This window comes from Streptomyces sp. NPDC044921 (genome assembly GCF_056432865.1).
Map to the genome: position 1 here is coordinate 20,040 of NZ_JBWKIF010000002.1, position 12,003 is coordinate 32,042.

Consider the following 12,003-nt stretch of genomic DNA (forward strand, 5'->3'; position numbering starts at 1 on the left):
GTCAAGGCCGCCACTCGGCCGCGAAGGCCCGGCCCGGGTTCTCCGTCAGGATCCGCCGCACCAGCTCCTCGCCCACGGCCTGGACGAGGCGGGGCCGCACCCGGCGCAGCAGGTACGGCATCCCCGGCCCGCCGTTCACCGAGCGGGCGGCGGCCGTGGTGGTGTCCGCGCCCAGCAGCAGCCGGTCGCCGAACCCGGCGTCGGCCAGCGCCCGTACGGCGTCCGGCATCCGCCAGTCCGTGGCGTGGTGCGCCCGGGACGGGCCGTCGAACGCCAGGTAGCAGCCGGATTCGGCGGCCTGCCGGTGCGTCACGAGGTCGGGGGAGCGGTTCAGGTGCCCGAGCACCACCCGGTGCGGCGGCACCCCCGACTGCCCGCACAGCACGTCCAGGACGTCGAGGCCGCCGGTGCCCAGCTCCAGGTGCACGGCGATCGGCGCACCCGTGGCGTGATGGGCCTCGGCCGCCGCCGACAGGGTCCACCGGGCGTGCGCGTCCAGGGCGTGGAAACCGCCCGCGACCTTCACGAGCCCGGCCCGCACCCCCGACGTCCCGATCCCTTCGGTGAGTTCGGAGACGAAGACGTCGGTGAGCCGGCCGCGCAGCCGGGCCAGGACGCCGTCGTCGTAGTGCGCGGCCTGGTGCAGCCCGGTCGCGGCCACGACGTGCACGCCGGTCTCCCGGGACAGCGGCGGCAGATCCGCCGCCCGCCGCCCGAGCCCGTACGGCGTCCACTGCACCACGGCCCCGCCGCCCAGCTCCCGGAACGCCGTCAGCTCCGCCCGTGCCGCCGGCACGCCGCGCAGTTCCTGGCCGGGCAGCAGGGGGCTGCCGAAGAACAGGTGGTCGTGGGCGTCGCACACGCCCAGGTCCGTGGGGCGGACGTCGCCCAGCACCGTGCGGACCGCGCTCACCACCGGCGTCCCCGGCGTATCCGGTCCCGGCCCGGCGCCGACAGGTGCAGCACCTCGTAGACGTCCCCCTCGGCGTCGGACGGCTCGCGGTCCCAGAGGGAGAACGTCACCAGCTCCCAGCGGCTCGTGTCGACGGCGACCGCGGCGAGCACGGCCCCGTCCCGTGCCGCCAGCCGCCCGGCGCCGGCGGCCGCCTCCTGCGCCGTGTCCGCCAACCGCCCGCGCTCCGGGACGCGGTGGCGCTCCCGGAGCGCGAACCCCGGCCGGCCGCCGCCCCCTTCCTCGTACGCGAGACCGGTCCACTGCCGCGCGGACGGCCGTCCGAAGTCGTCGGCGATGCCCTGGAACCCGCCGCCCCACAGGAAGGCGTTCATGCCCTCGACGGTGTTCCAGAGGTAGAACGGCGCGTAGGCGTTGACCGGGGAGCCGCGCAGGCCGCGCTCGCGCACGAGATAGGCCTTGAGGCCGAGCCCGTCGAAGTCGTCGAGCAGATGGCCCCGGCGGGCCACCCGGTCGCGGATGACGCCCATGTCGTAGTCGGCGGGCAGGGCGATCTCGTACTGCAGGGCGTGCATCGAAGGTCACCTCAAGGGGGTCCGGGGCGCCAGCAGGGAGAGCAGCCCGCGCACGGCGGCGTCGAACGCGGCGGGGGAGCCGGAGGCGCGGGCGAGGACGTAACCGCCCTGGACGGTCGCGACGACGGCCGCGGCGATCTCCCCACCGTCGAGCGCGGGATCGAACTGCCCTTGTTCGCGGCCCTCTTCGACGAGCGCGGCGATACGCCCGCGGAGCCAGTCGAGGGTCTGGTCGACCGGCGCGCGCAGCTCGGCGTTCGCGATCACGTCCGGGTCCATGGTCAGCCGGCCCACCGGGCAGCCCCGCAGCACGTCCCGCTCGCGCCGCAGATACGCCTCGATGCGTTCGTACGGCGTGCCCGGGCCGTCGAGCACCCGCGCGGCGGTGGCGCGCGTCTCCTCGGCGGTCCGCCGGATGGCGGCCAGGGCCAGATCGGGCTTCCCCTTGAAGTGGTGGTACATGCTGCCCTGCCCCGCGCCCGAGCGCTCCAGGATCGCCTTGGGGCTGGTGCCCACGTAGCCGCGCTCCCACAGCAGTTCGCGGGCCGACTCGATCAGCCGTTCCGAGGTGCTCATGCCCCTCACTGTACATACCAGTAGTTACAGGAGTCGAGGCGCGCGACGGGACGACGGAGGGCGGCCCAGGGGTGTACTCCCGGCGAGGTACGCGCACCGCCGCCGGCCGTACGACGACCGCGGGCCCTTCGGCGGCGACTCTCGAAACCACACGGATTCCGCTGCGCGACGAGGAGATGGACGACATGCAGACGACCCTGGCGCACTTCGGCGACGGGCCCGGCCCGTGGATCCTGTTCTTCCCGGTGGTCTGGGCGCTGGTGATCGGCGGCGGCATCGCGCTGCTGCGCCGCACCGCGGGGCGCGGCCACCGCGGTGCGCCCGCGCACCGGTCCGTGGCCGGCGGACACTCGCCCATCGCGGTACTCGGCCACCGCTTCGCCGCCGGCGAGATCGACGAGGACGAGTACTGGCGCCGACTGTCCGTGCTGAACGAGGAGTTCGGACGCACGGGCGGCGCGGCGTGACCGCGGCACCGTCAGGCGGGCCGTGCGCGCCGCGCGGCCGGTGAAGACGCGACCCGGCGGCCGGTCCGCCGCGGCGGCGGCCACGCAGAGGTGGGCCCGGGCAGCAGTGGCCGCCCGCGGTGACTCCGCGGTCCCGCACCGGGACGCGGGCATCCCGGACCGGCATCACCGCCGACGGGCCCTGCCCGGATCCCGGCGCGCGGCCCGGGCGGACGGGCTGCGCGGTCTCGTGCGGTGGCGCATGCCCCGGGACCGCGCCCGGCGGCCTGCGCCCCCGCGGGGACGGTGGTCACCGCCCGGTCAACCGGCAACGGCCGACCGGGCGGGAGCATGTTCGGGCCGGAGCACGTCGGCGGAGTGCCCGACCTCGGCGAACCGGCGCACGGGTTTGTCCTGGACCGCGCGCCGACGGCGCGTCGGCGCCGCCACCGCCGGAGCGGACGTCGGCAGGGTGAACCACACGACCTTGCCCGACTCGCCGTCGGGCCGGACGCCCCAGCTCTCGCTCATGGCGGCCACCATCGCCAGCCCGCGACCGCAGGTCGCCAGCGGCTCGGCGTCGTCGACCACGGGCATGCGCGGATCGCCGTCGCGTACGGAGACCGTGAGCCGGTCGAACAGCAGCTCGATCTCCACGGTGCACGTCTTGTCGGGCTGGGCGTGGCGGTGGACGTTGGACAGCAGCTCCGTCACGCCGAGCGAGGCCCGGTCGATCAGGGCGTCGAGATGCCAGTAGCGCAACTGCGCAGATACGATTCTGCGGACCTGGCCGATCCGCGACGGCAGGGCTTGGAGCTCCACCGTGCAGTGCCTGCTTGGGTAGCTGATCACGGCTGCGACTCCCCGACGTGAGGTCCGGAAGAACACGGAGTTCGGATCCAGCAGGGCGCCTTCGTGACACTGCCGCCCGCTGTCGTGGCCGGCGGGCTGGTTCGCAGCGTTATCGCCGGTAAACCCAGAGTGACGTGAGACCAGAGTGACGCAGGGGGTGGGGGAGCGCAACTCGCGGACATCTCAGTCGTCACGCCCCGCCGCCCGGCGCACCGCCTCGATGAAGCGCCGCGCGGCCGGCGGTCCCGGCTTGCCCGGGGCGGGATCGTGCTCGCCCAGGGTGAGCAGGTACCGGTTGCCGTTGAGGTCGGCGGTGGCCCGGTCGTCGGGGCCGAACCAGGGTTTGGAGGCCCGCACCGCCTGCACCGGGGCACTGTCGATCTCACTGCCGTAGCTGGTCAGCAACTCGACCCGGCCGTCGCTGATCCGGACCTGCCCGGCCCGGGTGAGCGAACGCAGCCGCTTCCCTATCCGCACGCCCGTGGCCTTGAACTCCGGCTCCGCCATGCCACCCGCCCCCTTGTGCGCGTCGGTGTACCGGCCCGCTCCCCGCGGCGCCCGGTACGGGCTCGTGTCCTGGTCCAGTGTGCCCCGTCCGGGACCCGCTCCCTCCGGGCCGGTGCCCCCCGCCTCCGCGGGGGCGCGCCGCGCCCGGCCGGAACCCGGTTCCGGCGGTGCGCTGTCCCGGGCGGGACAGCGCCGCTGCTGCGTCATGCCCTGCCGGGAACCTCGGCTCTGACACCGTCGTGCACCGTCGTGGCCTCGGTCCCGCGGTGCAGTCTGCCCCCACCCGGCGCCGAGCACCAGTACGTGCGAGCCCTTCGGCCGGGGCGCCCGCAGCACACTCGCGAAGGCACCGCCAAGACCGCGCGCCCCCTTGCGCCAACCTCTGCCCCAGGGGGCGCTTTGGGGGGCTCAAAGGTGCGTTTATGCAGGTGAGAAGCGTGCGCCGGGTGCTTATGATCGGGGTGTCGGCCGCGCGATCCGTCGTCGGCGCGCAGCGTTAGGAGCCCCCCTCGTGAGCACTCCCCAGCAGACCCCGACCGGCGTGACCCTCGACGTCGACCACAGTGACACCGGCTACCGCGCATGGCTGAAAGAGGCCGTCCGCAGGGTGCAGGCCGACGCCAACCGCTCGGCCGACACGCACCTGCTCTCCTTCCCGCTGCCGGAGCGCTGGGGCATCGACCTGTACCTGAAGGACGAGTCGACCCACCCCACCGGCAGCCTCAAGCACCGGCTCGCGCGCTCCTTGTTCCTGTACGGCCTGTGCAATGGCTGGATCCGGCCGGGCAGACCGGTGATCGAGGCCTCTAGCGGCTCGACGGCCGTCTCCGAGGCGTACTTCGCGAAGCTCATCGGCGTGCCCTTCATCGCCGTCATGCCGCGCACGACGAGCGCGGAGAAGATCCGCCTGATCGAGTTCCACTCCGGCCGCTGCCACTTCGTGGACGACCCCCGCACCATGTACGAGGAGTCCGCCCGCCTCGCGGCCGAGACCGGCGGCCACTACATGGACCAGTTCACCTACGCCGAACGCGCCACGGACTGGCGGGGGAACAACAACATCGCCGAATCCATCTTCCGGCAGCTGCGCCTGGAGCGGTTCCCCGAGCCGGCGTGGATCGTCGCCACGGCGGGCACCGGCGGCACCTCGGCGACCCTCGCACGCTACGTGCACTACATGCAGTACGACACCCGCGTCTGCGTGGCCGACCCCGAGAACTCCTGCTTCTTCGACGGCTGGACCACCGGCGATCCGGACGTCACCTGCGACTGCGGCTCCCGCATCGAGGGCATCGGCCGGCCCCGGATGGAACCGAGCTTCGTGCCCGGCGCGATCGACCGGATGATGAAGGTGCCCGACGCGGCCAGTGTCGCCGCCGTCCGGGCCCTGGAACGCGCCATCGGGCGCAAGGCGGGCGGCTCGACGGGCACGGGCCTGTGGAGCGCGCTGAAGATCGTCGCGGAGATGGTGTCCGAGGGGCGGCAGGGGAGTGTCGTGACCCTGCTGTGCGACCCCGGGGACCGGTACCTCGACAAGTACTACTCGGACACCTGGCTGGCCGGGCAGGGTCTGGACATCGCGCCCTACACCGCCGCGATCGACTCGTTCCTGGAGACGGGCGCCTGGCCCTGCTGAGGCGCGGGCCGCGGACCGTGAGCCGCCGCTCCGGCACCGCCGCCCGGCGTCGCGGAACCACGCGCCCCTGACCCGCCCGGAACGCCTGCGCGAACAGCCGGTACTGCGCCGTCCCGTCCGTCGCGAGGTCCACCGCACCCGGGTCCCACCCTCGCACCCGGGTCCCATCTCGCACCCGGGTCCCGCCGCCGACCCGGTCCCACCGCCGCACCCGGGTCCAGCAGCCGGCCGGGGCGAGCCGGCAACCCGGCGGCGACGGCCCGCGCCCGGACACGCCGGTGACGTCGACGCGGTAGGCGTACGTCTCGGGTTCCCGCGGCGAGGACCGTCTCGCCGAACCCCGCGCCCCCGCCGAGGGCGAAGTCGGGCCCCGCACCGGCGTCCACGCTGGGGCGGCCTCCACCCGGGGGAATCCAGTCGGCCCAGCCGGGACCGACCGCACGGTGAGCCATGGACGCGGCCCTTCTCACCCTCCGCACAGCCGGACGGTGATCGGCCGAGGCCGTCACCTCAACCGGCGCCCCGTCAGATGTCCGCCCCCTCGTCGGGCTCCGGCTCACCGGCCACGACCAGCCGCCGCAGGTGCTCCGCGACCACCCCGCGCGCCTCCTCCGGCAGGCCGGCGTCGGTCACGAGCGTGTCGATCCGCTCCAGCGAGGCGAACGAACTCAGGCCCACCTTGCCCCACTTGGTGTGGTCGGCCACGACCACGACCCGCCGCGCCGACTGCACCAGCCGCCGGTTGGTCTCGGCCTCCGCGAGGTTCGGTGTCGACAGCCCGGCCTCCACCGATATCCCGTGCACCCCGAGGAACAGCAGGTCGAAGTGGAGCGCCGCGATCGCCTGGTCGGCCACCGGTCCCACCAGCGAGTCGGACGGCGTACGCACCCCGCCGGTCAGCACCACCGTGGCGGCACCCTGCCGGGGGCCCGTGGTGCGCTGAGCGGCGTGGAAGACGTCGGCGACCCGCACCGAGTTGGTGACCACCGTGAGGTCGGGCACGTCCAGCAGCTGGTGGGCCAGCGCGTACGTCGTCGTGCCGCCGGACAGGGCGATCGCCGCGCCCGGCGCGACGAGCTTGGCCGCGGCCCGCGCGATGTCCTCCTTGGCGGTCAGCTCCAGTCCCGACTTGGCCTCGAACCCCGGCTCGTGCGTACTCGCCTCGACCACCGGGACCGCGCCGCCGTGCACCTTCTCCAGCACGCCCTGGCGAGCGAGCGCGTCCAGGTCGCGGCGGACCGTCATGTCCGACACGCCGAGCTTGCGCGTCAGCTCGTTGACCCGGACCCCGCCCCGGCGGCGGACCTCGTCGAGGATCAGGGATCGCCGCTGCTCCGCGAGGAGGTTCTGATTCTCGCTCACGTACGCTCCGGTCCTTTCGCCTCAATGCCGTCCGACACGCCCGGCGCACCCTCCCGGACCGGGACATTCTCCCCGGGCTCCGGTGCGCGGACGTCCCATCCTCGCATGTCGCGCCACGGAGGGCTCCACCACCTGCTGGTCGCGCACATGTCACCGAACGCTCCTCCTCGGCACGGCTTCATCACGGATCGGGAAGATTCCGTGACAGCAGGTGTGCGGCGCCCCGGAAGTGGAGATCCTTGTGCCCGCACAGGCAGAGCCGACGGCGTGTCACGGGGGAAGTGCGAATCAGTGGAACGTGCGCAGGAACATGCGTCGACCGGCGGACCGGACGGTCCCGCCGCACCGGCGGACGAGGCCGGAACCGCCCTGGAACTCCTGGTCCACGGCGTGGGCGGCACCACGCCCCAGGACATGCTGAACGATCCGCGGACGGTACGGATCACCGGCGACGACATCGCGGCCGTCTTCCGGCGCGCCGACGACGTCGACGCGGAGCACAGCCCCGGCGCCGCCCGCCGCGACGAACCGGTGCCCGAGGCCTATGTGTGGTGCAACCTCACCTCCGGCAACGGCACCCGGGCCCTGTGGTTGTTGCTGCTGCCGTTCATGGTCGTCAACCTGGCCCACTGGATGCGCCCCAGCGCCCGCGGCCGCCGCCGCACCGTGCGCCTGTACGGCCTGCTGGTGCGGCTCGCCGGGCTCACCCTGACCGTGCTGCTCGTCGCGGCCGCCTGCGAGGTCGCCCTCGACCTGACGGCCTGGCAGTGCGCGGGCACGCCCGCGTGCGCCGAGCGCCACTCCTGGCTGGGCTTCCTCTCGCCCACCGTCTCGGACGGTGGCTGGTGGAGCGCCCCGGGCCGCAGGCTCGCCCTCGCCGCCGCCGTCCCCACCGCCCTGACCGGCCTGCTGTGGTACCTGTCCCGGCGCACCTGGGGCGACTACGAGTCCCAGCAGCCCATCGCCCGCGCCCCCGAGCCCGACGAGGACCCGGGGCCGACCGCCCTCGGCCGCCCCGGGTTCTGGTACGGGCGGCGGCTGGTGGCCCGGCTGCGCGCCGCGCACACCGCCGCCGGACTGCTCACCGTCGCCGCCGCCGTCGGTACGGCCGCCGCCCGCGAGGACCGCGCACCCGGCGGCCCAGCCGTGCTGGACACCCTCGGCCTGCTCCTGGGGGCGGCCCTCGCGGCCTGCGCGGTCGCCGTCGTCTGGGTGGTGTGCCGCAGGGGCCGCAGCGAGAACCGCCTCGACCGGGAACTCGACGCGCGGTCCGTACGGCGCCTGCCGCTGGTCGCGCTCGCCCTGCTCGCCCTCACCCTGCTGTACGCCGGGTGGGACCGCCCCGGGTGGGAGTCGGCCGGGCGGCTGCCGGGTGACACGGCCTTCGGGGCGATCACCCTGGTCCAGGGCCTGCTCGTGGTGCTCCTCGCGGCCGTCGCCCACAGCCTGCACCGCACCGACCCCGACCGGCGGGCCGTGCTGCGGGGCCTGGGCGGACCGGCCGTCGCCCTGCTGGCCTGCGCCCTCGGCGGGGTGATGTCCGGCGGCGTCTCGCAGCGGGTCTCCGACTGGCTGGACGGCACCGGGGCGTCGATGGCCGGGCCTCCGGTCCTGCTGACCTGGCAGGCCTCCGTGATCCCGCCCCTGCTGCTGGTGCTGCTGGGCCTCTTCGGCTGGCTGGCCCACCGGGCCTGGACGCTCGCCCGCGCCGAGCGCGACGCCGTCGCCCGCGCCTACCCGGACGAGAACCTGGACCGCGCCCGCACCCGCCGCATCGCCTCCACCCGCGCCATGGCCTCCCTCACCGACCGAGGGCCCCGGATCGTCGCCGTCACCTCCGGCGTCACCCTGCTGCTCGGTGCCGCGGCCCTGGCGGGCGCCCTCGCCACCGACGAGACGCCGGGCGAGGCCGCCCGGAACACGACCCCCCTCGTCCACGGCGCGGCCGAGACGGCGCAGGCCCTCGGCTCCTGGCTGATCGGCGTCGGCTTCATACTCCTCGTCACCTGGGGCCGCCGCGCCTACAAGGACGCCGCCGCCCGCCGCACCATCGGCATCCTGTGGGACGTCGGCACCTTCTGGCCCCGCGCCGCCCACCCCTTCGCACCGCCCTGCTACGCCGAGCGCGCCGTGCCCGACCTGACCTGGCGCATGGCGACCTGGACCCGCGCCACCGGCGGACGACTGGTCATCTCCGGGCACTCGCAGGGCAGCGTCCTCGCCGCCGCAGCGGCCTGGCAGCTGGCCCCCTCCGCCCGCCGACGCGTCGCCCTGCTCACCTACGGCTCCCCGCTGGAGCGCCTCTACGGCCGCTGGTTCCCCGCGCACTTCGGGCCCGCCGCGCTCAGCTCCCTGCACCGGGACGTCGACTGCTGGCGCAACCTGTACCGGCTCACCGACCCCATCGGCGGCCCGATGCGCCTGCCCGGCGACCGCGGCCCGCAGGTCGACCACCCGCCCCTCAAGGACCCCCTCGGCTACGGCCGCACCGAGCTGCTGCCGCTGCCCGCGCCGATCCTCGGCCACTCCGACTACCAGGCGGACCCGGCGTTCGCCGAGGAACGCCGCCGGCTCCTGGCCCGGCTGCGGCCGGGCGTGCCCGCACCCCGCGACACGCCCGGGCCGCCCGCCGCCTAGCCGCGGTTCACAGCAGCTCGGGGAGGTCCTCGGCGTACAGCAGCGTCAGGTCGTCCGTGCTCGGCTCCGCGAGCTGGGCGACCCGGCTCGCGTGCCGCTCCACCATCGCCTCGAACGTCTGCCGCGCCGTACGGCCGTTGCCGAACGCCGGGCCCTTCGGGAGCCGCGTGAAGTACGTCCGCAACGCCTCGGCCGCGCCCGGCGCCAGCCGGTACTCGTGCTCCTCGGCCTGCTGCTCCACGATCCGCAGCAGGTCCTCGGGGCCGTAGTCGCTGAAGGTGATGGTGCGTGAGAAGCGGGACGCCACACCGGGGTTGACCGACAGGAAGCGCTCCATCTCCGCCGTGTAGCCCGCGACGATCACCACGACCGCGTCCCGATGGTCCTCCATCAGCTTCACCAGCGTGTCGATGGCCTCCTTGCCGAAGTCGCGGCCCGCGTCCTCCGGGGACAGCGCGTACGCCTCGTCGATGAACAGCACACCGCCGCGCGCCTTCTCGAACGCCTCCTGCGTGCGGATCGCGGTCGAGCCGATGTGCTCGCCGACCAGGTCGACCCGGGAGACCTCCACCAGGTGGCCCTTCTCCAGCACCCCGAGGGAGGCGAGGATCTCGCCGTACAGCCGCGCGACCGTCGTCTTGCCGGTGCCGGGGGAGCCGGTGAAGACCAGGTGCCGCTTGACCGACGCCGCCTTCAGACCCGCCTGCCGACGCCGCCGGCCGACCTCGATCATGTCGGTGAGGGCGCGCACTTCCCGCTTGACGCTCTCCAGGCCCACCAGCGCGTCCAGTTCCCCGAGGACCTCCTTGGAGCTGCGGGCCGGTGGCCCGGGCTCGGTGACCGGCGCCGGTGCGGGCGGCGGCTCCGGTTCGGTGCGCTGCCCCGGGACCGCGCCCAGCAGCCCGGCGGAGTGGCCCACCGTCTGCACGGCCGTCTCCGGCGTCGCCGCGGGCGCCCGCAGCCCCGCGCTCTCGTCGCTGGTGCAGTCCTCGACGACGGGCCCCGCCCCGGACGCCGCGTCGGCGCCGCCGTCCGCGAACTCGTAGCCCCCGCGCGCGCACCGCTCGGTGCGGCACTTGCGCAGCGTCGTGCGGCTGCCGTCGATCACGTGGAAGCCGTAGCCGCCGCTGCCCGTCACACGGCAGTTCAGGAAGCTGCCGCGGCCTCCGGCCGAGACGTAGACACCCGCCTCCGCCGGGGAGTCCACCGTGCAGCGCTCCACCGTCGGGTCGGCGCCCTTGGTGACGATCACGCCCGTCTGGGTGCCGTCCAGCGTGCAGTTGCTGAGCGTGCCGCCGCTGCCGTGGTCACGGAACCAGGCGCCCGTCGCCGCGTCCCGGATCCGGCAGTCGTCGAGCTGCGCCGTCGCGCCGTCGCTCACCGACACGGCCGTGTTGCGCACCTGCGACAGGTCGCTGTCCACGACGTCCGCCCGCGAACCCCGGTCGAGCACGAACAGGGCGTCCGGCACGTCGTGCACCCGGCAGGAGTCCAGGACCGCGGTGGCGCCGTCGCTGACCCACACCGCCGGGTAGTCGCCCGTGCTGTCGAAGATCTCGCACTGGTTGGCGTCCACGCGCGTGCCCGGGTCCCACACCGACAGGCCGTTGCGCCCGAACTGCCGCACCGTCGTGCGCGTCAGCGTCAGGACCGAGCGGGAGCGCAGGTCGACCGCGTTCTCCGGGATGTCGTGGATGCGGCAGTCGGCGAGGGTGAGCACCGCGTCCGTGTCGAGCGTGACCCCGTCGGCCGTCGTGCGGTGCACGTCGCAGTCGGTGAGGTGCGCGGTGGCCCGGCCGGTGATGTGCACCCCGCTGCCCCGCACCTCGTAGATCTCGCAGCCCACCGCCTCCAGCGCCGAGTTCTCCCCGGTCGCCGACAGGCCCGAGCCCGAGGCGTGGTGCACCTTGCAGCGCTCCAGCCGGGGGTGGGCGCCGCCGCGCACCGCCACGCCCGCCTGCCCGGCCGCGACGACCTCGCACTCCTCGAACACCCCGCCCGCGCCGTCCAGTACGGCGATGCCGACGCCCGCCGGATTGTCGACCGCGCAGCGCCGGACCGTGGGCCGGGCACTGCCGCGCACCTCGATCCCGGCCGCCGACCGCGTCACCACCCGCACGTCCCGCAGCTCCGGGGTGCCCTCCTCCACCAGCACGGCCGGGGAGGCCGCGTCCTGGCCCTCCACGTGCAGGTCCTGGACCACGGCCGAGGCGCGCACGGTCAGCGGCACCCCGTCCACGGGCGCGATCCGCACCGAGCCGGGCGCGTTCTCCGGGCCGCGCAGGGTCACCGCCCGCTGCACGACGAGGTTCTCCCGGTAGGTGCCGGGGGCGACGGTGAGGACGTCGCCGTCGGCCGCGGCCTCCAGGGCGGCGGCGAGCGATGCGTACTCACCCGTGCGGCGCCGCCACCGCGACGTGCCGGTGTGCGTCACCTGGACCGTGCCCTGTGCCATGGTGTAGCTGTGCCCCCACCTCGGTCGTACTGATGGCTCGTTCG

10 protein-coding genes are annotated in these 12,003 nt (G+C 74.7%); 3 read left to right on the forward strand and 7 right to left on the reverse strand.

What is annotated here, in order from left to right; genetic code table 11:
• Position 1: 1 nt before the first annotated feature.
• Genes AC07DA_RS02730 through AC07DA_RS02740 form a run of 3 tightly spaced genes read right to left on the reverse strand, consistent with a single transcriptional unit; the run spans position 2 to position 2,064 of the window.
• Positions 2-913: a phosphotriesterase family protein gene (locus AC07DA_RS02730; protein WP_479123929.1), complete on the reverse strand. Its 912-nt coding sequence runs from the start codon at positions 911-913 to the stop codon at positions 2-4.
• Positions 910-1,488: a DUF4865 family protein gene (locus AC07DA_RS02735; protein WP_479123931.1), complete on the reverse strand. Its 579-nt coding sequence runs from the start codon at positions 1,486-1,488 to the stop codon at positions 910-912. The genes AC07DA_RS02730 and AC07DA_RS02735 overlap by 4 nt, the downstream gene beginning before the upstream one ends.
• A gap of 6 nt (positions 1,489-1,494) precedes the next feature.
• Positions 1,495-2,064: a TetR/AcrR family transcriptional regulator gene (locus AC07DA_RS02740; RefSeq protein ID WP_479123933.1), complete on the reverse strand. Its 570-nt coding sequence runs from the start codon at positions 2,062-2,064 to the stop codon at positions 1,495-1,497.
• Between the two features lie 185 nt (positions 2,065-2,249).
• On the opposite strand from AC07DA_RS02740, the gene AC07DA_RS02745 reads away from it, so the two are divergent.
• The gene (locus AC07DA_RS02745; protein WP_479123935.1) at positions 2,250-2,531 is read left to right on the forward strand and encodes an SHOCT domain-containing protein; all 282 of its coding nucleotides are present in this window, start codon (positions 2,250-2,252) and stop codon (positions 2,529-2,531) included.
• Positions 2,532-2,831: 300 nt separating this feature from the next.
• On the opposite strand, the gene AC07DA_RS02750 is transcribed toward AC07DA_RS02745, so the two are convergent.
• Positions 2,832-3,362: an ATP-binding protein gene (locus AC07DA_RS02750; protein WP_479123937.1), complete on the reverse strand. Its 531-nt coding sequence runs from the start codon at positions 3,360-3,362 to the stop codon at positions 2,832-2,834.
• Positions 3,363-3,545: 183 nt separating this feature from the next.
• Complete coding sequence (locus AC07DA_RS02755) at positions 3,546-3,869, reverse strand: hypothetical protein (protein WP_479123939.1); 324 nt, start codon at positions 3,867-3,869, stop codon at positions 3,546-3,548.
• A 511-nt stretch (positions 3,870-4,380) separates the two neighbouring features.
• Between AC07DA_RS02755 and cds1 the strand changes: the two genes are divergently transcribed.
• On the forward strand, positions 4,381-5,505 hold the full coding sequence (cds1, locus tag AC07DA_RS02760) for an L-cysteine desulfhydrase Cds1 (protein ID WP_479123941.1): 1,125 nt from the start codon (positions 4,381-4,383) through the stop codon (positions 5,503-5,505).
• Positions 5,506-6,030: 525 nt separating this feature from the next.
• Here cds1 and AC07DA_RS02765 read toward each other — a convergent pair.
• On the reverse strand, positions 6,031-6,867 hold the full coding sequence (locus AC07DA_RS02765) for a DeoR/GlpR family DNA-binding transcription regulator (protein WP_479123943.1): 837 nt from the start codon (positions 6,865-6,867) through the stop codon (positions 6,031-6,033).
• Between the two features lie 291 nt (positions 6,868-7,158).
• On the opposite strand from AC07DA_RS02765, the gene AC07DA_RS02770 reads away from it, so the two are divergent.
• A complete protein-coding gene (locus tag AC07DA_RS02770; RefSeq protein WP_479123945.1) occupies positions 7,159-9,504 on the forward strand; it encodes a hypothetical protein in 2,346 nt (781 codons plus the stop codon).
• 7 nt (positions 9,505-9,511) lie between these two features.
• Here the strand turns inward: AC07DA_RS02770 and AC07DA_RS02775 are convergent, their stop codons facing one another.
• Positions 9,512-11,959 (reverse strand): right-handed parallel beta-helix repeat-containing protein, encoded by a 2,448-nt coding sequence (locus AC07DA_RS02775; protein ID WP_479123947.1) that lies wholly within the window; start codon positions 11,957-11,959, stop codon positions 9,512-9,514.
• Positions 11,960-12,003: the final 44 nt, after the last annotated feature.